This window comes from Haloarcula pelagica, from assembly GCF_030127105.1.
Lineage (GTDB): Archaea > Halobacteriota > Halobacteria > Halobacteriales > Haloarculaceae > Haloarcula > Haloarcula pelagica.
Window position 1 is genome coordinate 57783 of sequence record NZ_CP126162.1, and the last position, 24932, is coordinate 82714.

28 protein-coding genes and 1 pseudogene are annotated in these 24932 nt (G+C 61.7%); 12 read left to right on the forward strand and 17 right to left on the reverse strand.

The window, feature by feature from the left end; genetic code table 11:
- Window positions 1–330, forward strand: coding sequence for a type II toxin-antitoxin system PemK/MazF family toxin (locus P1L40_RS19010; protein ID WP_284011381.1), 330 nt, complete (start codon window positions 1–3; stop codon window positions 328–330).
- On the opposite strand, the gene P1L40_RS23745 is transcribed toward P1L40_RS19010, so the two are convergent.
- The 11 genes from P1L40_RS23745 to nikR all read right to left on the reverse strand — a co-directional run bounded on the left by P1L40_RS23745 (window position 306) and on the right by nikR (window position 8451).
- On the reverse strand, window positions 306–698 hold the full coding sequence (locus tag P1L40_RS23745; RefSeq protein ID WP_465260812.1) for a DUF8053 family protein: 393 nt from the start codon (window positions 696–698) through the stop codon (window positions 306–308). The genes P1L40_RS19010 and P1L40_RS23745 overlap by 25 nt on opposite strands.
- 351 nt (window positions 699–1049) lie before the next feature.
- Window positions 1050–1229, reverse strand: a complete 180-nt coding sequence (locus P1L40_RS19015) for a hypothetical protein (protein ID WP_284011382.1) — start codon at window positions 1227–1229, stop codon at window positions 1050–1052.
- A 679-nt stretch (window positions 1230–1908) separates the two neighbouring features.
- Window positions 1909–2784, reverse strand: coding sequence for an energy-coupling factor ABC transporter ATP-binding protein (locus P1L40_RS19020; RefSeq protein WP_284011383.1), 876 nt, complete (start codon window positions 2782–2784; stop codon window positions 1909–1911).
- Window positions 2781–3593, reverse strand: a complete 813-nt coding sequence (locus tag P1L40_RS19025) for an energy-coupling factor transporter transmembrane component T family protein (protein ID WP_284011384.1) — start codon at window positions 3591–3593, stop codon at window positions 2781–2783. Before P1L40_RS19025 ends, P1L40_RS19020 begins: the two co-directional genes overlap by 4 nt.
- A 2-nt stretch (window positions 3594–3595) precedes the next feature.
- Window positions 3596–3919 carry a cobalamin transport operon protein gene (locus P1L40_RS19030; RefSeq protein WP_284011385.1) on the reverse strand — a complete coding sequence of 108 codons (324 nt, stop codon included), beginning with the start codon at window positions 3917–3919 and terminating at the stop codon, window positions 3596–3598.
- Complete coding sequence (locus P1L40_RS19035; RefSeq protein WP_284011386.1) at window positions 3919–4599, reverse strand: energy-coupling factor ABC transporter permease; 681 nt, start codon at window positions 4597–4599, stop codon at window positions 3919–3921. The genes P1L40_RS19030 and P1L40_RS19035 overlap by 1 nt, the downstream gene beginning before the upstream one ends.
- A gap of 140 nt (window positions 4600–4739) precedes the next feature.
- Complete coding sequence (locus tag P1L40_RS19040) at window positions 4740–5150, reverse strand: CopG family ribbon-helix-helix protein (RefSeq protein ID WP_284011387.1); 411 nt, start codon at window positions 5148–5150, stop codon at window positions 4740–4742.
- A 98-nt stretch (window positions 5151–5248) separates the two neighbouring features.
- Entirely contained in the window at window positions 5249–6037 is a 789-nt protein-coding gene (locus tag P1L40_RS19045; protein ID WP_284011388.1) for an ABC transporter ATP-binding protein, read from the reverse strand.
- Entirely contained in the window at window positions 6028–6870 is an 843-nt protein-coding gene (locus P1L40_RS19050; protein ID WP_284011389.1) for an ABC transporter permease, read from the reverse strand. Before P1L40_RS19050 ends, P1L40_RS19045 begins: the two co-directional genes overlap by 10 nt.
- Window positions 6867–7892, reverse strand: coding sequence for an ABC transporter substrate-binding protein (locus P1L40_RS19055; protein WP_284011390.1), 1026 nt, complete (start codon window positions 7890–7892; stop codon window positions 6867–6869). Before P1L40_RS19055 ends, P1L40_RS19050 begins: the two co-directional genes overlap by 4 nt.
- A 130-nt stretch (window positions 7893–8022) precedes the next feature.
- Complete coding sequence (gene nikR / locus P1L40_RS19060; RefSeq protein ID WP_284011391.1) at window positions 8023–8451, reverse strand: nickel-responsive transcriptional regulator NikR; 429 nt, start codon at window positions 8449–8451, stop codon at window positions 8023–8025.
- Between the two features lie 604 nt (window positions 8452–9055).
- Between nikR and P1L40_RS19065 the strand changes: the two genes are divergently transcribed.
- Together P1L40_RS19065 and P1L40_RS19070 are read left to right on the forward strand one after the other, a co-directional pair.
- A complete protein-coding gene (locus P1L40_RS19065; RefSeq protein WP_284011392.1) occupies window positions 9056–9718 on the forward strand; it encodes a DUF4166 domain-containing protein in 663 nt (220 codons plus the stop codon).
- Window positions 9715–10632 carry a YndJ family protein gene (locus P1L40_RS19070; RefSeq protein ID WP_284011393.1) on the forward strand — a complete coding sequence of 306 codons (918 nt, stop codon included), beginning with the start codon at window positions 9715–9717 and terminating at the stop codon, window positions 10630–10632. Before P1L40_RS19065 ends, P1L40_RS19070 begins: the two co-directional genes overlap by 4 nt.
- Here the strand turns inward: P1L40_RS19070 and P1L40_RS19075 are convergent.
- Window positions 10577–10816: pseudogene (locus P1L40_RS19075) on the reverse strand (hypothetical protein); the annotation flags it as partial. The gene P1L40_RS19070 and the pseudogene P1L40_RS19075 overlap by 56 nt on opposite strands.
- A 366-nt stretch (window positions 10817–11182) precedes the next feature.
- On the opposite strand from P1L40_RS19075, the gene P1L40_RS19080 reads away from it, so the two are divergent.
- The 4 genes from P1L40_RS19080 (at window position 11183) to P1L40_RS19095 (ending at window position 15311) form a co-directional block, all read left to right on the forward strand.
- Window positions 11183–12193: a HEAT repeat domain-containing protein gene (locus P1L40_RS19080; protein ID WP_284011394.1), complete on the forward strand. Its 1011-nt coding sequence runs from the start codon at window positions 11183–11185 to the stop codon at window positions 12191–12193.
- Between the two features lie 59 nt (window positions 12194–12252).
- A complete protein-coding gene (locus tag P1L40_RS19085) occupies window positions 12253–13431 on the forward strand; it encodes an ABC transporter substrate-binding protein (RefSeq protein WP_284011395.1) in 1179 nt (392 codons plus the stop codon).
- A 1-nt stretch (window position 13432) separates the two neighbouring features.
- Window positions 13433–14365: an FAD-dependent oxidoreductase gene (locus P1L40_RS19090; protein WP_284011396.1), complete on the forward strand. Its 933-nt coding sequence runs from the start codon at window positions 13433–13435 to the stop codon at window positions 14363–14365.
- 166 nt (window positions 14366–14531) lie between these two features.
- A complete protein-coding gene (locus P1L40_RS19095) occupies window positions 14532–15311 on the forward strand; it encodes a bile acid:sodium symporter family protein (protein ID WP_284011546.1) in 780 nt (259 codons plus the stop codon).
- Window position 15312: 1 nt separating this feature from the next.
- On the opposite strand, the gene P1L40_RS19100 is transcribed toward P1L40_RS19095, so the two are convergent.
- Window positions 15313–15651 carry a hypothetical protein gene (locus tag P1L40_RS19100; protein ID WP_284011397.1) on the reverse strand — a complete coding sequence of 113 codons (339 nt, stop codon included), beginning with the start codon at window positions 15649–15651 and terminating at the stop codon, window positions 15313–15315.
- A 78-nt stretch (window positions 15652–15729) separates the two neighbouring features.
- Here P1L40_RS19100 and P1L40_RS19105 point away from each other — a divergent pair, with 78 nt between their 5' ends.
- The gene (locus P1L40_RS19105; protein ID WP_284011398.1) at window positions 15730–16113 is read left to right on the forward strand and encodes a winged helix-turn-helix transcriptional regulator; all 384 of its coding nucleotides are present in this window, start codon (window positions 15730–15732) and stop codon (window positions 16111–16113) included.
- An 80-nt stretch (window positions 16114–16193) separates the two neighbouring features.
- Here P1L40_RS19105 and merB read toward each other — a convergent pair whose 3' ends face one another.
- On the reverse strand, window positions 16194–16853 hold the full coding sequence (merB, locus tag P1L40_RS19110) for an organomercurial lyase (protein ID WP_284011399.1): 660 nt from the start codon (window positions 16851–16853) through the stop codon (window positions 16194–16196).
- Window positions 16854–17315: 462 nt separating this feature from the next.
- Window positions 17316–18152 (reverse strand): DUF1109 domain-containing protein, encoded by an 837-nt coding sequence (locus tag P1L40_RS19115; RefSeq protein ID WP_284011400.1) that lies wholly within the window; start codon window positions 18150–18152, stop codon window positions 17316–17318.
- Between the two features lie 1296 nt (window positions 18153–19448).
- Here P1L40_RS19115 and P1L40_RS19120 point away from each other — a divergent pair.
- Window positions 19449–19988: a type IV pilin domain-containing protein gene (locus tag P1L40_RS19120; protein WP_284011401.1), complete on the forward strand. Its 540-nt coding sequence runs from the start codon at window positions 19449–19451 to the stop codon at window positions 19986–19988.
- A 101-nt stretch (window positions 19989–20089) separates the two neighbouring features.
- On the opposite strand, the gene P1L40_RS19125 is transcribed toward P1L40_RS19120, so the two are convergent.
- A complete protein-coding gene (locus tag P1L40_RS19125) occupies window positions 20090–20716 on the reverse strand; it encodes a TMEM175 family protein (RefSeq protein ID WP_284011402.1) in 627 nt (208 codons plus the stop codon).
- A 128-nt stretch (window positions 20717–20844) separates the two neighbouring features.
- Complete coding sequence (locus P1L40_RS19130) at window positions 20845–21402, reverse strand: FAD-dependent oxidoreductase (protein ID WP_284011403.1); 558 nt, start codon at window positions 21400–21402, stop codon at window positions 20845–20847.
- Window positions 21403–21597: 195 nt separating this feature from the next.
- Between P1L40_RS19130 and P1L40_RS19135 the strand changes: the two genes are divergently transcribed.
- The 3 genes from P1L40_RS19135 to P1L40_RS19145 all read left to right on the forward strand — a co-directional run bounded on the left by P1L40_RS19135 (window position 21598) and on the right by P1L40_RS19145 (window position 24932).
- Window positions 21598–21990 carry a DUF7522 family protein gene (locus P1L40_RS19135; protein WP_284011404.1) on the forward strand — a complete coding sequence of 131 codons (393 nt, stop codon included), beginning with the start codon at window positions 21598–21600 and terminating at the stop codon, window positions 21988–21990.
- 600 nt (window positions 21991–22590) lie between these two features.
- Window positions 22591–23955, forward strand: a complete 1365-nt coding sequence (locus tag P1L40_RS19140; protein ID WP_284011405.1) for an extracellular solute-binding protein — start codon at window positions 22591–22593, stop codon at window positions 23953–23955.
- A gap of 47 nt (window positions 23956–24002) precedes the next feature.
- Window positions 24003–24932, forward strand: a complete 930-nt coding sequence (locus P1L40_RS19145) for a carbohydrate ABC transporter permease (RefSeq protein WP_284011406.1) — start codon at window positions 24003–24005, stop codon at window positions 24930–24932.

Genomic DNA, 24932 nt, shown 5'->3' on the forward strand with positions numbered 1-24932 from the left:
ATGGCCTACGCACAGGGCAGTGTCGTCCTCGCGCCAGCGACGTTCAAAAGCGGAGTCCGACCGTATCTCGTCGTCTCGAACCGAAACCGACCGTTCTTCGGCGACCGGTATACAGTTGCGGTCATCACGTCGACAAAGCGGGCGCAGGCGGTCGAACTGACTGTCGAATCACTCATTGACGGTGAGCTGAAAACGTACCCGAGTTACGTGAGTCCGTGGTCGTTGCACGTCTTTCCACAGCAAGAAATCACCAAGCGCGTAGCGCAGGTGGATGACGCAACCATGACTGCGGTCGCAGACGGGGTTCACGAACTGACCCGGGTGCTTTGATCAAGCACTACGCTGTCTCGGTCACCGTTCTGAGTGGGCTCTCTCGATGAAGTGAGGAACTCGTGCGAAGAGGTTTGCAGCAGGACTGACGAACAGTTCGTGGACCGGCTACTCAGCGCCGGCTCTGGGCGCCAGAGCCGACCCCGAACCGGCGCATCGTCGAGGTTCGCCTGGAAGGCGGTCCTGACGCGATTCTGATCAATGACCTGTACGGTCCAGGTACCGGGTGCCTCCATCGTAATCAGGAACTGGATGTCGGTGTCTGGGTCGCCGTTCTCGTCGACGAGGCTACACAGTTCGATTTTGTCCTTTGGGAGCGTGATCATCCCGCCGCCGTTGCGGTTGATAAGTGAGTTGATATGGGGTATCGAATATCATTAGATTAACATTAGGTGTTCGGCGAGGAAGACGCCCGCCTCTGGCACTGTCGAGCATGTACGAGCTAGCGGGCCGTCGTTGGAACGTCGTCCTGCGGTCCGCCGGCAATCAGGTTCGGGCTGGACTATCCCGACAGGACTCACGGCCTGGTACTGATCGGCTCCGCCGTACCGAGCGAACATCCTGTCGAGGGTCCGTCGGGACCACCGCACGCGATTCTGCGAGACCCCGTATTCTGGGCCCTGATAAACCATGCGCCGTGGGTTCTGTACAGACTGTTCGGGATCGACCGTACCGAATACGACACAGCCCCACCTGTGGCACGGCGGCGCGTCACGGAACTACTCGAGACGCTCCTCCCCGTCGAACCTCGTGTCCCTGGGCTTCTCGCCGACGAGTCCGTGACGAACAGATCGATGATCGACCGCTACGACGAGTACCCGCTCGAAACGCTCGCCGTCCCCACAATCGTCGTCCACGCGGAAGACGATCCGCTGGCGTCGTTCGAGGACGCCAGGCATGGCCGACTCCGTAGGAGGAGGGATGGGAGGGAGATGAACGTCGAGTCGGCCCAGCAGTCTTCGAAATCCCCCGTCCGCTCGCGGTCGCTCGCCGACATCCCTCACTCCGTTCGGGAGGGGTCGCCGAGGCGACGGCCGACAGCACACGAGCGGACTCGCCCTTTCTGTCCAACAGGACGTGGCCTGGGCAGCCGGCCGGATCAACGGTGGAAACGAGGCAGACGCCGGACGGTGTCGGCTAGATGGACCGCAAGGGATGGAAAGAACACCAGCGCTGGACAAGGCCGAATGGATAGACTGCGACGGGTGGAGACAACACAGACGCCGACGGCCGTCGGCTCACCGGTGGTTTGTCCCGCTTCGATTGTTGCTCCTGTCCGAAGATGAGGTCTTTCAGGATCTCAGAACCACCCTGTCTGACGACACGACGCAGACCGACGACAGACTGCACGGTATCGACAGCGAACACTCCCGACTCTGGGCAGAGGGAATCCGGCTTTCAGCAGCCGGAGTCATCGAGGCACAGGCCGCGGCCGAACGGCGGCTCCGGGTGGGTGATACCGCCTGTTGTGACGATCCGCAAGTCAGCAAGGTCCCGTCGCGACGATCACCCACGCGTATCGCAACCGCGACGGTCTCAAGCTGCCGGGGAAGCGGCGCGAGGTACCGAGGAAGGTAGTCAGTCGTTTCCGCTGCCATCAGGTGACGCTGTCTGTACGGTTTCCGGATCGTTGGCTTCCCTGAGGAGCGACACGAGGTCCGCTTCAGTCACTGGTTGTGTAGTCGTCCCCAGTCCGGCGTCGCGAGCCACACGAACTGGGCTCGGTGGGTGAAGGTTCGCGTCCGCCAACAGCGCGTCGTCGTAGAACACCTCTCGGGGCGTCCCGTTCCCGACGACGTTGCCGTCGGCCATCACACAGACTCGGTCTGCAACTTCGGCGGCGAATTCGAGGTCGTGCGTCGACAGGACGACGCTGATACCGTCCTCGTGAATCTGCTCGATCCGGTCGGCGACCAGTTGGGACCGTTCGGGGTCGAGCCCGGCGAGTGGTTCGTCCAGCACGACGACGCTCGGTTCGAGGACGAGCACGCCGGCGAGGCCGACGAGGCGTTTCTCGCCGCCGCTCAGGTAGTGGGGGATTCGGTCTTCGAGGTGGCTCGCGTCCACTGTCGCAAGCGCCTCGCGAGCCCGCTCTCTCGCTTCGTCACCGGGGACGCCGTAGTTCTGGAGGCCGAACATCACGTCGTCGAGGACCGTGGGTGCGACGAGTTGCGTATCGGCGTCCTGGAAGACGAAGCCGACTTCCTTCCGTGCGTGTGCTTTGTTGTCTTCGGTGATCGGCGTGCCGTCGACGACGAGACCGCCGTCGTCGGGGACGAGCGTGGCATTGAGGTGCTCCAGTAACGTCGACTTCCCGGCGCCGTTGCCACCGACAAGCGCGACGACTTCCTCGGGGTACACCGAGAAGTCGACATCGTGCATGCCGACCGTCCCGTCGGGGTAGGTGTGGGCCTCACACTGGAGGTCGACCAGCGGCGAGTCGTCTCGACTCATAGGCCCACCCCGTAGACCGCGACCGCCGCATAGCCGACGACCGCGACGTACGAACCGACTACGATGCATAGCTCGTGGATCGGTGGCCGCGAAACGTCGCCGTACAGTGTGATATCGCCGTTGTAGCCACGGGCTTCCATGGACTTGACGAGCCGTTCTGACTGCTCGATCGCGGATAACATCGTCATGCCAAGGATTCTGGCGTACAGCCGTTTGTTCGACCAGAACTCCGAGAAGTTCGCGCCGCGGGAGAGTGCGGCTTTCACGAGGTCCTCGAGCGTCTCGATCATGACGAACGTGAACCGGTAGGTGAGCAGCGCGATCTGGTCGATCGGCCGTGGGAGCAACCGCCCGAGCATGTACGCGACATCGGTGTATTTGGTCGTCATCGAGGCCGTCAGCGTGAACGTGACGACTGTGAGTGATCGACAGCTGAGCTCCCCGAAGAGGACGAGTCCGGCCCACGTGACAGAAAGTTCACCGAGCGGTGTCGAGAGCGCGCCACCGACTGGCGTTCCCGGTTCGAGAAACGCCAGCGGGCCGGCGACCGAGACGATGAACAGCATCGGGAGCGTGTACCAGCCAGCGAGCCGTCGGAAGGGCAGCCCCGCGAGTCCATAGACGACGAGGACGGTCCCGTAGAGGCCGGCGAGGAGTGCGAGCCGGTCGAACACCGTCACGGCGAGGACGAGTGCGCCGACGACGCCGACCTTCGTCCAGGGATTGACGCGGTGCAACGGTCCGTCTCGCCGTTCGGAGAACGCCGTGATGAGCCGCGGGTCGGGAACGTGGTTCGAGAGTGTCGTCACGGTTACCGGGCCGGGCGTTCTCCGTCCTCGAAGCCGCCGTAGCGGTCGACGTAGACGTACATGCCGATCCCGATAACGGCGAGCAGGAGGACGAGCGCGCCAAATTCGAGCATCATCCCGCCCTTCCGGATGGGGCCGGCGACGACGATGCCGCGACCGAAGTCGACGAGCGCACCGCCGCCCTCCTGCACACCGCGCTGGAGGGCTTTCGCAGAGCGTTTGGCCCACGGCAGTGCACCGCCGGTCGTGGTGAAGCCCCAGTACCCAGCAGCGAGAAAGGCAGCGAAGAGGCCAGCAAGGCCGCCGTACTGCTTCCAGCGCTGCATCAGGCCGTCACCCCGGTCGGCTCCTCTTGCGTGTCACGGTCGACGAGGCCGACGAGGTCGGGGCGCACGGAGGCGAGGAACTGCACGATAAAGCCCGTCAGGAGGCCCTCGATGACGGCGACGCCGAGGTTGAGTCCGACGAGTCCGGCGACGGCGATCGTCAGGTCACCACGCGGCAGCGCGCTTCCGTTCACACCGCTGATGACGATGATCACGCCCATCAGGAACGCGCCTGCCGAGAGGCCGAGCGTCGCCGCGCTCGCACCGGCGGGGAAGACATCCCAGTCCATCCCCATCAGGGTCTTGAACGCGTAGTAGGCGACGATGGCTTCGCTCGCGTTGACGAGCGTGTTCGCACCGAGCAGGCCGACGGCACCGTGACCGAGTGCGGCCGAGAAGATGTTGACGACCAGTGCGATGAGCGCCCCGAGCAGCGGCCCTGCGAGAATCCCCACGAGGCCGGTGAGGTTCATATGGATACCGCCCCACACGGGGATGTTCAACTGGAAGATCGCGAAGCTCGCGGCTGCGCCGATACCTGCGAGCGCTATCTGGTGTGTCTCGATACCGCCTTTCCGGATTCTGTAGACCACGGCACTGATCAGTCCGGTACCAAGTAGCGTCCAGAGCACCAGTGCCCATAGTGGGAACGAGCCTTCGCCGAGGTGAATGTGTGCCATCTCTGTTTTACCAATTTCTTCGGCAGTTATAATAATGTTACTGTACTAGATCGAAGTAGATAACAACTATAGTGTAGGATTGGGGCATGTCTTGATAGCAGGGATGGAGTCAACTCCCGTCGATGCAAGTAATTTCGAACCTATTGCTCGCTGATCTCCGCGCTCATGATCTCGACAGGGACGACCGTGTATTCGACCGAAACTGACTCGTCTGCTCCACGAACAGTCCCGATAAATCGTAGAGCGTCGTCATACGTGGCTTCGATGACGAACGTCTCGACACAGCCGGCGTTGCCTTCGAGACAGTTGTGGGAGTTCGACCGGATCGACGCTTCGAATTCGTGGCGGATGTCCATCATCCGGCGTTCGATCTCCGGTTCGTCGTATCCGAAAACCGCAGTTACTGTCGCCAGTACCCGCCGATCCTCGTCCTCTGTCCCCTGGTACTCTTCGAGTAGTGACTGGCACGCTTCCCGGATGACTTCACTCCGTCCGCTGTAGCCGTGTTCTTCCGCAAACGTATCGAGATCGTCCCGGAGTCGCTCCGTCATCGAAGAGCTCACGATGGGCATATATTAAAAACTATCTCGATGATAGTAGAGATAGTGTTTTGAAAAGATTATATTAATAAAAACAATCGAAGGGGGTGTCAGATACTAGTGTCAACAGGACTCCCGAGTTCGTCCCTGATTCGCGCGACGTGGTCCACGAAGTCACGAGAGGTCCGTTCACGGGGGCGCTCTAAGTCGATGGAGAACGTCGACTGTACGGTTCCGGGGTCGGCGTCCATGACGATTACGCGATCAGCGAGCGTCACCGCCTCGTCAATGTCGTGCGTGACAAACACGACGGTCTGTCCGGTCTGCGTCCAGATGTCGAGCAACTCGGCGTGCAAGCGGTCGCGCGTCCGAGCGTCGACACTCCCGAACGGTTCGTCCATCAGGAGGATCTCCGGATCGGGGGCGAGTGCGCGAGCGATCCCGACGCGCTGTTTCATGCCGCCGGACAGCTCCTTCGGGTACGCGTCCTCGAAGCCGTCGAGCCCGACAAGGTTGATCAACTCCCGGACCCGTGCCTCGCAGTCGGGGCAGTCACACGCGGGCCGGTCGAGGCCGAACCGGATGTTCCCGCGGACGGTTCGCCAGGGGAACAGTGCATACTCCTGAAAGACCATTCCACGGTCCAGCCCCGGGCCACTAACCGGCTCCCGGTCGATCAGAACCGAACCACTGTCCGGGTCGTCGAGTCCCGCGATCGCCCGCAACAGCGTCGTCTTCCCACACCCCGAGGGACCGACGACACAGCAGAACTCGCCCGCCGACACCGAGAACGAGACGTCCGCGAGCGCTTGTGTCGACTCGTAGGACCTGCTGACGTTCTGGATCGTGATCTTCTCGTTCGACTCTCGCCCGGTCGACGAGTTTGAGCTCAGCGCCACGCGAGAACCCTCTGTTCGAGTAGGCGGAACCCGACGTCCATACAGAGGAACGCCAGGCTAATCAGGAACATGTAGGCGACGCTGGTCGCCATCGCGAGGTTGTTCGAGGCGTTGATAATCTCGTAGCCGACGCCGGGCGCACCGAACAGTTCGGCACCGACGACGATCATCCAGCAGCGACCGATACTCGTCCGGAACCCAGTCAGCACCTGGGGAGCCGCACTCGGAAGCGCGACGAGTTTCAGCATCGAGAGATCGCGCTCCACGCCGAGCGTCGACGCCGCATCTGTCAGGTCACTGGAAACGCCTTCGACGCCGCCGTAGGCCCCGTAGAAGTTGATCCAGAACGCCCCGACGAAGACGATGAACGCCGCACCGGTGTGGTGGATGCCGAACCAGACGATGGCGAAGACGACCCACGCCAGCGGTGGGATCGGTCGGAGCACCCGGACGAGTGGCCGCAACCAGTCGTCGAGTGCACCGTTCCAGCCCATCGCCAGCCCGAGACTGATTCCACAGGTCGCACCGAGAAGGAGACCAGGCACGTAATGGAACAACGTCTGGGCGAGGTGTGCGAGCCCAGTCGGTAGTACGAGACTCGACCCCAGGACAGGGACCACGATCGCAGTCGAGGTCGCGAACAGGTCGATAAACGCGCGCGCCGAATCGAGCGGCCCCGGCACCAGATACGACGGCTGGGTCGTCAGGGCGCCAACCCACCAGACGAGGAGGAACACGAGAAGCCCACCGAGGCCGCGCAGATACCGCCGTAGGTTCCCCTCGAAAATGTCGGCGACCACCGCGTTGGAACTGGTGTCGGTACGCGTGCTCATGACTGGATTGCGTTGTAGGGTCCGAACGCGAACAGATCTTCAGTCGCGACCGGATCCTCGATGTTGCCGACGTTGGCGACGAACTCTCCCATCGTCGCGGCCTGATCGGTGATCGCGTGCGGGTCCGAGATGAACTCTGACGCCTTCGAATCCATGGCTGCCGTAGCAAGGTCTTCGCTCACGCCGGAGCCGATCACTGACGCGGCGTGGGCGGCGGCTACATCCGGCGAGTCTGCGGTGAACTCGGTCGCTGCCATGTGCTGTTCGACCAGTGATCGGGCGACTTCGCTATCGTCGAGTACTCGCTGGTTCGCGAACAGCACCGTGACGGCGTGGTTGTTCAGTATATTCCCGGACCAGGCGAGTTCGCCGAAGCCGTCGTCCTGGCCGATGATCGTTGCGAACGGTTCCTGGATGATCGTCGCGTCGATATCGCCCGACTGGATCGTCTGGACCGCCTTCGCTGGCGGGACCTTCGACTTGTTGATTACGGACTCCATCTCACCGACGTCGAGATCCTCCTGGATCCAGTATCGGAGGACGATATCTGGGACGCTCCCGTCCGGTGGGGCACCGAACCGAACCTTGCGGCCGCGCTCTTCCTCGAAGCGCTCAAACATGGCTGGCCCTTCCTGTTCGTAGAGATCGGCGAGTTCGGTTGTCCCCATGACCTTGAAGCCATTTCTCGAGTTTGCCGCGAGGATACCGGCGTCGGTCCCTTTGTCGACGAGAACCATCGCGGGGGTAATCCCGAAGAGCGCAACGTCGACATCCCCGCTGGCAAACGCCTTAACAACGCTAGGGCCGGAGCTGAACCGCTCAATTGTGACGTCCGCTGAGACATCCTCGTAGTAGCCCTCCTGTTCCATCACGTAATGTTGCATGTTCGGATAGATCGGGACGTACGCGACCGTGACGGAATCGAGTGAGCCGCCTCCTTGGCCGAGGCAGCCAGCGATTCCCGCCGTCGCAATCGTGGTTGTCCCCGTCTGGAGCAGTCTTCGGCGCGAGATTTGAGCCATCACTGTTACTAACTTGAAGAACGTTTCTAATAATTCCTGTGATTTCTGACCTGTGGATTAATACGAAGGGAGATTCAGGGCGCAGATATTGCTAGAGGTGGTGAGAATGCAGCGAGAAGGGAAACCAGAATCAGTTCAGGTCAGAGAGTGGACCAAAGTCGTCGACCGGCAACACGGAGTAGTCGATAGTGAGTGTGTCTTTCGTCGCTCGGATCTTCCCGACGAACGTCGAGATCTCTTCGAGCGACCCTTCCAGCACGAACAGTTCCATACAATGATGACCGCCGACGTGGCTATGGAAGTTCGATGCGACGATGTCTTCGTGTTCGTGGCGGAGGTGCATCATCTTCTCTTCGACACTCGTCGTTTCGTAATCGAAGACCACCGTGACGACGCCCATCAAGTCACGGTCTTCGAGTTTCTTATCCTCGAACTCACCGAGAAGGTTCCGGCTCGCCTCACGAAGCACTTCACTGCGACCAGTATAGCCGTGATCCTCCGAGAACTGGTCGATTCGTTCGAGAAGCTCTTCCGGCATCGAGACGCTGACAACGCTCATATAGCAACATAAGGCGACTAAAATATTAAAGGTTATTACTTTCTGCGCAGTGAATACAGCGATTACGGGTAAGCCGCCGATACACCTGTGAGTGTCCGGCACCTCCAGAAACCCACGACGGGGCACAGACAGTAGATCGCCTGCCGATAGACGGATTTTCTAGTAGGCCGATTTCTCCCTGCGTATTCAGCTGGAGCGAAGAAAACAGAAGACACGCATCAATACCACCCTCCGAAGTTGTGAAGTTGAGACTACAGTGGGTTTACCGGACCTCTAATGCGTGAATTTGACTGATGCAGTCAGCGTGGATCGCTCCAGATCGCACTCCGAACGCCTATACTTGTTACACTAACAATCAGGGCGGGTTTTTAAGGCTTCCAGCAGTGTAGCCGCTCAGACGGCGCGCTAACCCAAAGAGCATCTCACAATTCGATTCCGGTTTCCTCCTTCAGCAGCGTGTTGTCCGCTGTGATCAGCGGCGAATGAGCATACTCATCGATCAACTCAACCTGCACCAGCAGATCGACTGCTCGCCGGATAAACTACACACGGCCCTGCGGTTCCCCGAGGTTTCATAGCCCGCCCGAACGGAATTATAGAGATAATGACCGGTGTGTACGCAGCGAAACTCGGTGACGAGACCAATCACCTCCATCAGCGCGTGCGCGATCGGTACGCGCTCGCGTCGACCGACGATCACGTCTGTGTCGGTCGCGGCGAGATGGATATTACTCGTAGCACGCTCCTTCTCCCCGGACTATACGCGATGCCCCACTGGAATCTGCTGTTTCCCGAACGGGGCGAGGCGGTCCCGTTCACGGTGACGACGGCCGGCGTCGAGGTGGCTGGCCGCGAGGCGCTCATCACCCAGCGCGCGTTCACCTTCGAATCGACGACCCGACGATTCGACTCGCTGACCGTCTATGACGACGACCGGGATCGACTGTTCGATTTCCTCGGGCGCGGCGGCCACATCGTGAGCGAACTCCACCCACGTGTCGAGTCCGGCGAACTCGTCATCGAGGGCGGCAAACAGTGGGCACGGGTCGCCGGCCGGTATCTCCCCCTCGCCGGGCCGATGGCCGCCACCGTCGAGGTGCGGGACAACTTTCTCGACGGCGAAGATCGCTTTCGCGTACGGGCGGAGGTGACGAACCCGCTCGTCGGTGAGATCCTCGGCTACAGCGGGACGTTCACCCAGAAGACCGAATCTCGGGATACGGAGTCGCTTCGTCCGGGTGCGACACCGACGACGCTCCCGCCATGAATACCGACGCGAGTGCGGTCGCCGGCGCGGTCGTCTGGGGTGCCGCGCTCGCGGCCGGCCTGCTCGGCCCAATTGAGCGTGCGGTCGCGCTCGCACCGCTCGTCATCGTCCCGCTCGGACTCTCCGTAGTTGGGGGCTTCGACGGGCGTGGCGAGCGGTTTCGTCGGGTGGGTATCACCCTCCAGCCGATCGGCGCACTCGCGGTGCTTGCGTCGGTCACCCTCCTCGACGGGCCGGCGGCGGCGGTCGCGGCGGCCTGTTGGCTTCCGGTGACACTCTCACTCGGGGTTGCGGGCGCGACTCGGACGATCGATGCGCGCACTCGCGGCTTCGCGCCGCTCGCCGAGCGGGTCGTCGATGCCGGGCTCGCGTATCTGAGCGTCGCGGCTGTCGCACTCGTCATGTTCCATCTCGATCGTACGCTCTGGTTCGCGCCGGTCATCATCCTGCTCACGTTCGTTCACTTCAACTTCGCGGGCTTTGCGCTGGCTGTCGTGACGGGGCTGTCCGGCCGGGTCGCGCCCGGCGGCTGGTATCGCCCGCTCGCGTTCGTCGTGTTCGGTGGGCCCGCACTCATCGGAATCGGCATCTCGTTTTCGCCGCTGGTGGAGGTGCTCGCGGTCGGGCTGTTCACCCTCGGTGTGACGCTGCTCGCGGGTTATCTGCTCGTCCGAGTGGTGCACACGCGGCCACGCCGGCAGGCGGCGATGCTCGCGGTGTCGGCGCTCGGGCTCCCGGGGTCGATGGTGTTGGCCCTCGGCTACGGGCTGGCCGCCTACACCGGGTCCAGCCCGCTCGGACTGCCAATCGGGCAGATGGTTGCGGTTCATGGCTCGCTCAACGCTTTCGGATTCGCCGTCTGCGGGCTCGTGGGCTGGCGACTCGCTCGTCCCGCGGCGAGCGAAACACGATAGGCGTGTTCTTGCGAGTCTCGAGACACAGCAGAACAACCTGACGCGGGAGTGGATAGCGGTGTGTAGAGAACTTCAAAGGGTATCGAGAGACAGGTCGGCGTGCCAGATGTATCGCCTTCTCGGTAAAGCGAAGGATCTGCGACTTCAGGAGGGCTTTCGTCTCGTGGAATAGCGGAGCGAATATGTATATATTTGAGTAGTTCAACAAAGCCGTTTCAGCGGAAGTGCTGCATACATATTCTGGGTATCGCATCGAATTAGCAGTCCGTGTCGGTGAGTTCAGTCCGTCTCCAGTGAGCAGGGTAATCTCAAACAGGGAGTGCTGTAATCCTCCGAGGAAGGCTTCGCGAGAAATCTCTCTTGACGTTTTGTATTCGTTCTCGATCTGTCCACGGTGACTGTACCGCCGGCAGAACCGAGGTGACCGCGACCTCTACCCGTCCCAACACTGTTCGACGATTGCGACAGTCTGCAGAGGTTTGCAGGCCGGCGCCAAATCACCGGATTGAAGCAACTGGTTGTGAAAATCAGTCACAATCCAACCGGTCCGATGAGTGACTCAGACCAGCCGCCACCGGCAGACGATCTACCCGAACTCCTCCGGGAAGGCACACACGAGGAGACCATGGCGTGTCTCGACCAGCTCGGCGGGGCCGATGCCGAGACGTGCAAGCGTGCGATTCGGGGCGTTCGGGACATCGCTGCAGAGCAGCCGGGCTCCGTCGAGGAGCTCATCCATCCGCTTTCGACGTTCCTGACCGACGAGGATCGGGCTGTCAGGCTGACGACTGCCAAACTGTTCGTCACGCTGGCGCAGTCAGACTCCACTGTCGCCCGTCCCGCCGTCGAGGCCCTTGCTGGCCGACTGGCGGACGACGATGAGTTCTACTACGTCCGGGCGCGATGCGCCGAAGCGCTCGGGTACGTCGCCGTCGAAGCGCCGGAGCGGGTTACCGATCCGGAGACGCTGGCCGACCTCCGAATCGGACTGGCGTTCGACGAACCCGAGGTCAAGGAGAAACTCGCGAAGGCGCTAGCGCATGTCGCCCTCGGCGATCCAGGTCGACTTCGTCACCAAGTGTCGTCGTTGGCCGAACACCTCGACGACGAGAACGAGCTCGTCCGGTATCACCTCGGTACGGCACTGGTAGTCGTTGGGTGTGCGTATCCAGGGAAGCTGGCCGAGGTAACAGGTCCGCTTCAGGGGTGCCTGACTGATGAGAACCCGTACGTGCAGGGGCGAGCGGCCGAGGCGCTTGGACTCCTCGCAGCGTGCGAAACCGGAATCGAGGGAGCGCCTGCCCTCGGTGATGTTGCGGGCGAGTGCGAGGAGCTACCGACGTTCCTGACCGACCGGCTGGCGTTCTGCCGACGAAAGATAGCCGCCGAACAGTCCGGCGAACCCCCGGACGGGGTCGGGACGATCGAGTCGATCCGAGAGGCCACGGAGGAGGTGGTCGAGGAGATGACCACACCAGACGGCAGCGAGTGTCCGCACTGCGGGCTCGATCTGCCCGAGGGCGGCCCGCCGATGTGTCCACGCTGCGGTGCGCCTCGCTGATACTTTCGGCTTGCCTAAAGTTCGGAACGCTTTTTAGTATTTAGGTGGGCCTAAATCGTATGACGGACGATTCCAGCGGTCACGAAGCACCGACGCGACGCGACTATCTGACGTACGGCGGCGCAGTCATCGGCGGTGGACTGCTCGCTGGGTGTGTAGGGCAGTCCGGTTCGGGAGACCAGGGGGAACCGACAGACACCGAAACGGCCACACCGGCCACAAAGGAGTCTCCGACAGAAACGGATTCCTCGTATTCAGTTTCGATGGAGCCCGTCGGAACGGTCGATTTCGACGACGTACCGGAGACGTGGTTCCCGTATACGGGTGACTATGCGGATATGGGTGTCGCCCTCGGTCACGGTGACGGGCTCGCGGCGATCGGCGTCCGACGACGGTTCGGGGCGCACCACTACGAGGAACTCCCCGGAGTCTCCGTGGACAAGAGCGAACTCACCCAACTCTGGCAGGACGGGACCGACAAGGAAATCTTCTACGAGATCGACGCCGACGTTCACGTCATCGACCCCAACTTCATGAGCAACCGACTCCAGTTGAAACAGCGGGATGTCGACGAGATCAGCGAGAACGCCGCGCCCTTCTTCGGCAACACGACGTTTACGAAGGTCTACGACTGGCACGACTACAGCTACTACTCGATGTACGAGGCCTTCGAGAAGCTCGCAGCGCTGTTCCAGGAGCGCGACCGCTACGAGGCGTTCAAGCGCCTCCACGACGAGATTGTCGCGAACGTCGGAGAGCGCCTTCCCGAGGAGACGCCGGACGTTGCGACACTCGTTCCCGCGGACGTTCCCCCCGAGGCGTTCTGGCCGTACCGTATCGGCTCCGGGACGCAGTCCAAACACTGGAACGACCTGCGCGTCGGTGACGCACTGGCGAAAAACGACGTGACGGACGCCCAGGCGGGTGGCGGGAGGGTCGACTACGAGACGCTGCTGGAGATCGACCCCGATGTCATCGCCATCAGGCTCTCCGGCGAGATCACCCAACAGTGGGTCGACGAGAACATCGTCCCGCACATGGAGAGTCACGACGTGGCGAGTGAACTCTCGGCCGTCCAGAACGACCGCGTCGTCTACGGCGGCATGACCTACCAGGGACCGATCATTCATCTCTTCCAGCTCGAAGGAGTAGCTCAGGGGCTCTACCCCGAGGAGTTTGGCGAGGAACAGCTGTTCGACCGCGAGCGCGTTGCGGACATCGTGAACGGGAACATCTGAGATGCGCCATTCGGGCCAGCAGGAACGTGATGTCGACCACGACGTGGTCATGGTCGGCGGAGGGCCAGCAGGCTGCGCTGCCGCGCTGTTTACCGCCCGGTACGGACTCGACACGATCGTCTTCGACAAGGGGAGTGCCGCCCTCCGACGCTGTGCCTATCTGGAAAACTATCTCGGGTTCCCCGGCGGCATCGAGGTCGGCGTCTTCCACGACCTGATGCACGCGCACGTCCAGAAAGTGGGCGGTGAGATCGTCCCGGAGACGGTCGTCTCGGTCGAACGTGAGGACGCGGACGACCCCTTCGTGGTGGAGACGCAGGCGGGACGCAGGTGTACAGCTTCGAACGTCGTCGCTGCGGCGTGGTACGACGGCTCCTATCTCCGCTCGCTCGACGAGGACGAGATGGTTGCCGAAGACGAACACCACGGTGAAGTGGAAGAACGATTCGACCCGGAGTACGCTGACGCGGACGGACGAACCCCGATCAAGGGGCTGTACGTCGCGTCGCCTGCTGGCGGCCGGAGCGCACAGGCCATCGTCGTGGCCGGACACGGCGCACACGTCGCTCGATGCCTGCTCGAAGACCGGCGTCGCCAACGCGGGTACTCGGGCGGCGTCGCCCCACATTACGATTGGCTCCGGTCCGACGCCGAGTTCTCAGGTGAATGGGCCGACAGGGGCCGCTGGCGCGAGTGGTTCCACAACGAGATCGATGCCAGCGGACTCTCCTCCGAACGGCTCGAAGACCTCCGGGAACGTTACATCGACCGCGCGTTCGAGACACGCCGCACCGACGAGGAAATCGACAAGGAGGCCGAGCGAGGACTCCGGCGTCTCGTCGACACGATCGGGACCGACCGGGTGCTCGACGCTGTCGACGATGCGGAGATCAAACGGTACGCACGTGACGGAGGCGACCCAGCTAGTGAGTGACTTACAACTCGACTGTGAAGGGGTCGAGGGGGCCGAACGACTCCAGTCCCTATCAGCCGTCGTCGAGGACTACCTCCTCGTGTGGGTTCTCCTTTCAGTCGGTCTCGGTCTCACCGTCACTGACATAGCCGCCATTACTGACTTCTCGACGGGTATTCTTGCGGTGATGATCGGGAGTATCTCGCTGACGCTCTCGACCAGGCAATTCAGGCAAATCGATGGTCGCTCGGTCGGGCTCGTGCTACTCGGTCACGCGACAATGCCTGTGCTCGCATTTGGCATTGCGCGTCGCCTCGGACTGTCCCCGGAGTTGGTTGTCGGGTTCGTCGTACTGGGGGCCGTGACGCCGGAACTCGTCACGCCGGTGATGACTGAACTCGCAGGTGGCGACACGGCGCTGTCGACGACGGCCTTGGTGGTCGTCGGTGTCGGTAGTCTCGGGTTCGTTCCCGCGGTTGTCACCGTGCTTGCCGGGGGTGTTACCGTTCCAACGCGGCCGATAGTCGAGCAACTCGTCGTGGCCATGGTTGTGCCCATGTTGCTCGCGGTCGGCCTGCGAGCACGGTGGCCCGAGCGCGTCGGCGCGTACGACGCTCATTACCCGGCTGTCTCTGCCACGATGGTGGTCCTGATTATCGGCGGTGTGACTGCCGCGAACGCCGCCGCCATCCGTTCTAACATCGGTCTGTTGCCGGGTGTCGTGGCCGGCGTCGTGGCACTGAACGGCCTCGGCTACGGCACCGGCTATCTGGTGAGTTACCGTGCGGAGAGAGCCACCCGCATCGCGTCAGTGCTCTCGGTAGGGATGCGCGATTTCGCAGTTGCGGCCGCACTCGTGATTGCGGCCGGCCTGCCGACGATCGCGTCGCTTCCTGCAGTCGTCTTCGGTGTCGTGGAGATGACAACGAGTGCTGGACTGGCGAAGTGGTTCGACCGGGCGGGGTGAGCTACGCTGAGGCGACCTCCAGGCGGTCAACTAACCCGTTCCGGAACAGCTCTGTCGTCCCGTCGGGGCCAGAGACGGTCAAGCGAGTTTCCTCGAAGGGGGGTGAAACCGTGATTTCGTACGCGGCGAACGAACAGCACTGCAATTCACTCGCCGTGAACTCAGCCAGTGCTTCGAGCGACGTATCCGTGCCATCGAAGCGGACGACGACACCGCTCTCGTGGTCCTCGGACCCGAGGTAGTGCTCGACGAGACGGGCTCGGATCTCTTCTCGCCCTTTTGCTTCCTGTTCCTCGGTGAGTGTACACGTGACCTCGCTCTCGGAGTCATGCTGACTCATCGCACACGCTACTTTGGATACTGAACTATTTATACTGTCAACTCCGAAGTATCGAACACGGTGTGGTGAGCAAAAGCGATGCCAGACACTCCCGATTCAGCGACTGAAACGGCTGATTCGTCGCGTCCCGACCACGAGTGTCTCTGCCCGGTCGGCGGCGTGATGGACCTCCTCAGCCGACGATACGCGATGCAACTCGTTTGCGTGGTCGATGCGATCGGCCCGGCCCGGTACGGTGATATCGAGGAGACATTCGAGCAGGTGAGTAGTTCGACACTCTCGACGAGACTCGACGAGCTCGTAGAGGCCGGGATTCTTTCCCGCGAGCAGTACGCCGAAATCCCACCACGCGTGGAGTACGAACTCACCGAGACCGGCGAAGAACTGGGGGAGCGCCTCGAACCACTGCTCGAGTGGGCCGAAAAAGCCGACGCGCCGGAACTCCAAGTGGACCAGAAGTAGAGCGGTGCGCTACACGGGTACCGACACGTAGCGAACCCCGAGCACGGCCCGAGAACCGGAGAGAGCAATGCTCTCCAGGCTCATTCGGCACTCTCTGCCGGAGCGGTCGCGGTCAACGCGGCGGCGATTGGTACACCGTCGTCGAGCGGGATGCCGACTGTGGTGGCCGCCACGTCCGTCGTCCAGCGTTCGTAGTCCTCGCGGGTGTGGAACGCCTTCACGTACGGACAAACGGCTCCGTACACGTCCGACGCCGAGGGCGTCTCGTCGGTAGGTAGGTCACTTTCAGGAGTCACACCGAACGACATGACCGCATCTGGTGGCGTGACTTCGGCACCGTTCTTGGGTGACATCTCGATCGCAACGGGCTCTGCCGAGGGAGTTTCAGTCCGGATCCGGACTGGCTCGTCGACGAGACGTGCGAGCGCGATACCGTCGTAGAAACACCGGAAATAGTAGGTTTCCTTCGGTGTCTTCGCGTAGTGTGGAGTCTCACCGTCGACGTGGCAGAGTTCCTCGAGAGCGATGCCGTCGCCCTCGACCACAGTGCGAATTGCTGTGATCATATCCTCGAGCGTGTCGATCGAGTGGCTGAAGAACCGACTCACGTTGTCTCCCACGGCCGCCGGGAGCGCTGCGGTCCTCACTGGCCGCTCTTCGATCCAACTGTCCGTCTCCGTGAGTTGACGCTCCTTCTTATCGACCGTTAGAGCAGTGCAATCGCAGTCTTGGTCCGACATACGACATCACATTTATTTTCGAAGTTATTATACTGTCAAGTCCGAAGTATTGCACTCTCTTCGAACAGCCGAAGTTAGTGACCTGAGTGAAACTACGATGTGCCAGCGGAACTCTGCTGCGAGTCGCGAACGCACCACCCTGGTTCACCACGTAGGAGGGTGTTCGACACCGCTGACGAGCGGTGGGGCGCTTCAGAGGGTTGGATAGGACTACTGAATGCGTCGTGACCTCAGCGATCTCAACTGGCCCGACACCGGTCTCACAGTCGGGGCCCGTGATCACGGTCCTCTCGAAACCGACAGCCCCGGTTGAGAAGACGACGTACTGACACACAGCCACGGCTGTGGGCACTCTCCTTGGGGGTCCCGATAGCTGGATGTGCTGGGCCGGCTCGGTCGAGACTCATCGTGACATCCAGGCCGGCGAGAAGCCGACCGTCGCAACGGTGAGCACAGCGTTGGTCAGGTAGCTGTTTCGATGGTATTGATGACGAGCGTCGGCCGGTCTCGCTCTCCGTCGCAGTTGGCGTCTCGCTCGATGGCGTAGGTGATCGGCTCGGTCTGGTTGACATCGACCAGCAGATCGGCTGTCACCCCGAACTGCAGCGTCGAGTCCCCGCGAACGACGTTGGGTTGCTCGAAGCGGGCCGGATCGTACCCGACCCAGACCTCCTCGCGCGTGCGGAAGTCGGTTCCGAGGAGACAGCCCCGAAGCGGTGGGAGAGCCAGCGCTCGTGTGAACACGAACTCGTTCGTGGCGCTCATCGTCCCGACTCGCTCCGTCATCGAGACGACACCACGATCTTGCCCGGTACGCGGCGGGTCGACGGTGACCGATTCGTTCGTCTCTAGGTCGTAGGTCACGCCGCCACCGGCCGCGTCGACGCCGATCAACACCGTACTCACGAGGACGAGTCCCAGGACGATCCCGGTCGCCGTCCGCCGTGAGAGCGTTAGGTTCCACTCGCGAAGTGCGTAGCCCAGCGTGACGAACAGGCCGGCAGAGACCGCCAGTAACAGGAAGGTCCCGGTCTCGCTCGGTTCGTATCGGAGCACCACGTAGCCGACGAAGACGATGTAGGCGATGCCAGCCAGTGCGAACCCGACCACGTCGAGGATGTCCCGCTGTAGCGCGACGCCGGCGACGAAGAAGACGACGAACGCGGCGAACAACAGGGCGGCTTTGACCGTGATCGAGAGACCGAACACCACGTCCCGGATGAAGTAGAGAAATGCCGCCGTGGCAAACACCACGCCGAGCGCATAGAGCAGTTTCCCGCTGTCGATGTCGTAGTTCATTGGGACCAACAAAACTGACACCGGCCTCTCGAATCAATGTTCCGACGGGATCGAGTGGCTCGCTGTCGAGTGGTGAGCCGTCCCCCGTCGAGGGGCGGTTCTGGAACTCGGATGTGGGACGGGCGACATCTACCTCGGCCTCCTTGCCGAGAATAACCAATATCGCACGTCTGCCGGCCCGCATTTTAAACCAGGCTATGATAAATTGTTGACCGTAAATGTTAGAATGGATGGTCGGTGGTGATCACGGGCTTTTCAGGGGCGGACCCGTTCGTTGGGGATACCGCTCTTGGAACCTTGCGCCGTTTAGGGCTTGGACTGACGATACCCGTCGGGGGATTCGATGACGGGGACGACGGAAAAACTTCGCACGATCTATCGCGGGGAGAACCTCTCTGGCCACGGGGAACTCTCGGCTGCCGATGTCACGAAGATCATCGCAGCGACCAACGAGTAGCGGGCTAGACGCACTCCGAGACCTCCGCGAGACAGGGTTCCCCACGGTGGCCGACGTAGAGCGATCCGACTTGTTCACCGACATTTTCCACGAACCTGATCCCGATGTAGACGGACCCGTCGGGGTCGGTTACCTTCGATCGAGCACACGTCTGATACGGCGTCCCGGACTGGACGCTGGAAGTGATACTCTGTCCCACGAAGCCTGGTGTGGAGTCTCCCAGCGTCGGGTAAGCGTGCAGTGTCTCTCACTGCTAGCCGATGGGGGCGAATCCCGGAAGGGCGGTACCCCATCGCACTGGCGCCCTGGGACTGCCGCCCAGTTCGTATCACTGGGGAGTTCCGGAATACGCTTTGTGGCAGGCGTTATCGTGGGCACGGGCCGGGCAGTCGGTCAGCACAGCGCGTCGGCGTGGTCGGTCTGGCCGGAGCCTGGTCGCGACGAACGGGTGAAGTGGATGTCGGCCTGGCCCGACCATCACCGAATTCCTGTTCGTCTGAGTAAGCATCACCGTTTCTGTGGCCAGCACCACGAGATTGCTCGTCGGTTGGCGTAACCGGTACCCGCCTTCTCTACCCAGCACAAGTGGTAGAGCATACCAGAGGTATAACGAGCGTTCGGTAATGTATCTTGTCCGAAAGACGCTCCCCGGGTCGACACTGAACCTTCCTGCCCCCGGACCATCTACACGAAGCGTGCACTCACGGCGTCGGCAGCGGTCGAGAGACGATCACGGGTCTCGTTCCGACTCCATCCAGTCGTCGTGGCGGGATCAGTGCCAAAACCAGTCGGTGAGATTGGTCAAAGAATTATATATTCGACTGACTAAGACGAGCGTGATGAGTGATCGGGGGCGTGGTGCGTCGTCAGTAATCGGGGTACTGTTACTGGTCGGTGTAACCGTCGTCGTGGCGGGGTTGCTCTCGGTGTTGGCGCTCCAGATCGGCGATTCGGTCACGCGGTCGGCGCCGACAGCGGAGTTCGAGATCGGCACTTGCTCGAACTGTCAGAGTCTGGCACTGGCCGACGATCCGAGTCGAAGCGGGACGACGAACTTCCTGAACGTCACGTTCACCAACGGGGAGACGCTCGACGCCGAGCACGTGGCCGTCTACCTGGACGGGGAGATCCTCTTCGATCCCTCGAAAACCGGGAGCGCTGCCTACTATCAGCCCGCCAATTACGACGGCGCTGCCAGCAACGACCTTCGGTGGTCGAGCGATCAGATCACGGCCGGCGAGCGGTTGATCCTGGAAGACGATGCCGATGCCAGTGCCACAGAGCCGGTGTTCCGTGACGGACAGGTCGTCCGTGTCGTCTGGACGAACCCGGACTCCGGCGAGGCGTATACGCTGGTCGAGCGGACGCTCAGCTACTGAACCCGAGAGACGACAGCGAGACCACCCACACGAGGGTCGGGAACGAACCGGAACGGGGTCGCCGCCGACCATCGCTGTCGACGACGCGCTGTGCCGGACCGCTACTCGGCGACGCTCTTGACGAGCCGCGAGTTCAGGGCGCCGTTGATCGGAATCAGGAGCACCCAGGATAGCATCGCCCATCGGGGATCGACGCTCGCCACGGCGATCGAACCGGCGAACACGAGCGGAGAAGCCAGAAAGCGTGCGGCCTGGATCCCGACGGTGCGAGAGGCGAGTCCGGCTTCGAGGAGTTGCTTTCGCAACGCGTGTATCCAGAGAGCGGCGAGAGAAAAGCCGGTGAGCGCGAGGACGGCGGCGATGACGGAGACGCCGAGGCGGTTCGGATACGCGCTGAAGACGCTCGTTCCGTAGGGGACGAACGCCACGAGGAGTAAAAAGAGGAGATTCAGCCAGACGATTCCCCGGTCGTGGGCCTCGATATGGATGAAGATGCGTCGGTGGAGCGTCCAGTAGAGCCCGATGACCAGAAAGCTCAGTACGTAGCCGACGTACTCCTGGCTCTGCTCGAACACGAGGTCCGCGACGACAGAGGGCGGCGTGCCTGCCGGCACCTCCGGGACGGTGATCTCCAGGACGAGCAGCGTGATGGCGATGGCGATGACCCCGTCGGAGAGTGCGAGTAGGCGATCGGTCTCCTCGGATTCCCGCTGGAAAGGGATTGCCATAGATAACCTACGATTTCCAACTATAAGGGACTACGCGAGGGGGTGAGCGGTGGCGGGAAGCGGCGCTCGTTGCGCGACAGGACCGCGGTGGCCACGGGACGAGAACTCCTGATTCGCGTCGCGACTTCTCAGTCGGCGTCTGCCGGCGTATCGAAGTCGTGGAAGTGCTCACCTTTCTCCTTCGAGAGGATATTGAGGGCAGCAGCAGCCCCGTCACCGGCGGAGATGATCGCCTGCCACTCCTCGGAACGGACCATCGCGCCGGTCGCGTAGGCGTTCTCGACGCTCGTCTCCATCGTCACGTCGACATCGACGACGCCGTCCTCGGTAACCGCACAGCCCAGTTCCCCGGCGAGGTCACGATTTGCACCGGTTGCGAGGACGATGTAATCGGCAGCACAGCCCATGTCGTCGGCGACGACGTGGAACTCCGAGCCGTCCTTGATTACGTCGGTGACTTCGTGGCCCTGGTTCAGTTCGACGCCGAACTCGTCTACCTGGTCACGAGCGACATCCAGGAAGGACTCACCGCCGATCGACTCGATTCCGAGATAGTTGAACAGGTGCGCCTTGTGCAGCCACGTCGCGTCCGTGTCGAACAGCGTGGTGTCGAGCCCGTTCTTCGCGGTGAACAGCGCCGCACTCAATCCCGCTGGTCCGCCGCCGATGATAACCACGTGTGGCATAGACCCACATAGGTCGGCTGGTCTCATAATTGTTCGCGGCCGGCACCACCGGTACCGGAAGATCGTCGTGTTCGGTTCCTAAGGGCGGAAAATAAGCGGTTGCGCTGTCTGCTACGCGAGGCTTCGGTGCCGAGATCGTGCGGGAAAAGTTGGGCCGCCGACAGAATCAACTCCGAAGAGGTAGTTAGAACGACTATGAGCGACCGAGACGACATCGCCTCGTTCACGGAGAAACTGATCAGCGTCTGTCGAACCATCGTCGGAGACGAACTCCGAAGTATCACCTACTTCACCGACGAGGATGTCCAGCAGGTGTACCTCCGTTCGGATCTGGACCGCACGGCCGACCTCGTCGGCTTTGCGGAGATCGAGCGGACCGGGTTCCGGGCGGACGAGAAATATCAGGGGACACAGCTCGGAGAGTACCAGGCGACGATCCGCATGTTCGAGAACGGTTACCTCACTCGCGTCGTGACGGACCACGCCGGCGTGTGGGTGACGACTGACAGCATCTCGATCGATCGGTTCGAGGAACTGTCTACGTCACTGAGAGCAGTCCTCCGCGAGCTGCGACGTGACGAACGCTGATCATTGGAACCCGGACACCGCTTCTCCGGACACAGCAACGTCCCGTCTGTGGACGTGGTAGCGTCGGTTACGCGACGCCGGGCACGAACGGTCAGATCGCCCCGATTGGCTCCAGTGGAGGATTTCGTTTCGGTCCGGGATCAGGCGGAGTTACGGGACGCCCGCGAGCACCACACACCTTGCGCGCGACCTGGGCAGGCGGCAGCCAACACGTAGAAGTTGACGGAGCGATTCGAGATGGGAAGGCTCCGACCGTCAGCGTAGCGCCCGCTGACAGACGGATAGACCACGCGAGACCGACGCGTTCGGCGAGCATCCCTCCCCCTCGGTTCGACCGAGGGATCAGCCCGCCTCGTGGCCCGTGGCGAGCCGCGAGTGACTGTCTGCGGTATGAGTACAAGGCGCAAGTAGTGAACAAATTTGTTCACATTTTGCTCAGATAGAAAACCTCGGAAAGAGGATGTCACAGTTTTTCCGCCTATTAGCCCCTCAAAAGACGTTTTGAATAATAGCTTAATAAATGATGAATGATCGCCTCGTGAACGTAGTTGAACAATAATGGACATAATTTATATACTAGGGCTATCCATGAGCATTTGCATGCAAGACAGCAACCATCGAACCCGAAGGCGGTTCATCAAAGGAGCAGGGGCAGTCGGAACTATCGCGCTCGCGGGCTGTGGCGGCAACGGCGGCTCAGACGGCGGTTCTGGCGACGGATCGGACGATAGTGACGGTTCCACCGCGGAGTCCTCAGACGGGTCTTCCGGCGGCGACACCGGGAGTGGGTCCGAGTCGATGGCGGACAGGATCGTGTTCTACAACGCCGGTAGTCTGCAGTACGATCCCGGCACGAAGCGCAACATCGAGCGGTTCGAAGAGGAGAGCGGCATCACGGTCGAAGTCAACGAGACCCCGTGGAACAACCTCAAGACGAGTTTGACGACGATCTGGCGCAACGAGGACGCGACCGTCGACGCGTTCAACGGGCCGACGTGGTGGCTCGCGGACTTCGTCGCGTCGGGGTGGCTGGAACCACTCGAACTGGGCAACAGCCACATGTCCAAGTTCCCGTCGAACCTCAGTGACCTCGTCACGCTCGACGGTAAAGTGTACATGGCACCCGAGTTCGGCAAGTGGGGGACCTTCCTCTACGATCAGCAGTCCTTCAGCGAGGCGGGCGTCGACGGGCCGCCGAGCACGTGGGACGAAGTCGTTTCGAAAGGAAAGCAGCTCAACTCCGGGGACACGTCGGCGTTTGCCGTCACCTGGGCCAACAAGGACGTGTTCACGTTCAAGCAATTGCTCTACCAGGCCGGCGGACAGCTGTTCAACGACAGCAACGAACCAGCGTTCGTCGATGCTGGCATGGATGTCATGGACTTCCTGACCAGGCTCCGGGAGAACGACCTGATCCCCGATGGGATCTCCAGCATGGGAGAAGGAGGTGTCGGGGACTCGTTCATCGCCGGGCAACTGGCCACCGTCGAGTCGTGGACACCCCTCGGCGCCCGGGCACTGGACGCGGACGGCTGGGGTGCCGAACGGCTCGGTAGCGCGAAGCCACCGAAAGGCCCCAGTTCACGGGCGACGTTCCAGGACACCAACGGTATCAGTGTCTCGGCGTTCTCGGACCGCAAACAGGCGGCAAAGGAGTTCGCTCGGTTCATGACGACCACCGAGTCTTCGAAGACCAACATGCGGGTTGAGGGGAATCCGGCGGTCGTCCCCTCCGTGTACGACTCCGACGCTATCCAAGAGCAGTATCCGTCCTGGCTCCTAGAGGACATGAAATACAACCTCAACAACGCCAAGAGCGAGACGTACCTCGCCCAGCCACAGGTTGACGATTACCTGTCCGAACAGATCACACCTGCGCTGCTCGGCGACAAGGATCCACAGAAGGCCCTCGAAGCCGCGCAGAGTAACATCACGAGCCTGTACCAGGACATCGGCCTACTCTGATGACACCGAGACGGCATCGGCACTCAACCACCGCGGACGCTCTATAAATGTCGACTGAAAAACAATCACTGCGACGAAAACTCGATCGGCTGTTCGTGCCGCTGACGGTCGGCCCGACGATGCTCTGGATCGCGGCGATCATCGTCTATCCGACCCTGAAATTGCTCTGGAGTAGCGTCTTCTGGACCAACCCGATCAACGGGCAACGGGAGTTCGTTGCACTCCGAAACTTCCGGCGGCTCGTCTTCGCGGAGAACGGACAGGGGGCGTTTCTGGGCCTGGCTCCCGATTTCGTGGCGATCACGACGAACACCGCCGTCTACGTCGGACTGAGTGTCAGCATCTCGTTCGCACTCGGGCTCGGGATCGCACTCCTGCTCGATAAAGACCTGAAGGGCCGTGGGTGGTTCCGGACCGCCGTCATCGTCCCGTGGATCCTCCCGTACGTCATGAGCGGGTTGATGTGGCGCTGGATGTTCAACTCCGAATACGGAGCCATCAACGGTCTTCTCACCCAAACCGGTCTGTTGTCGAGCAAGATCGCGTTCCTCTCGGACGGGACGCTCGCGATGATGGCGCTGATCATCGCCGACATCTGGGTGTTCACACCGTTTATCATCATCATCCTGCTCGCGGGACTCCAGAACGTGCCCGAACAACTGTACGACGCAGCGGAGGTGGACGGTGCCGGACGGATCTCGCGGTTCGTCAACGTCACCTACCCGTTCCTGAAACCGTCGATCCTGGTCGCACTCACCATCCGCATCATCTTCGACATTCGGGCACTCGACCTCGTCTGGGTCATGACGCGGGGCGGCCCGGGGAAGTCCACAGAGGTCTGGGCCTCGTGGCTCTACCGCACGGCACAGGTATTCAACCGACCGGGAGAAGGAGCAGCACTCGGTGTCGTCCTCCTCGCAGTGACGTTCGTCATCGTGGCGACACTGTACCGAATCTTCGGTGACTCACCGTACTGA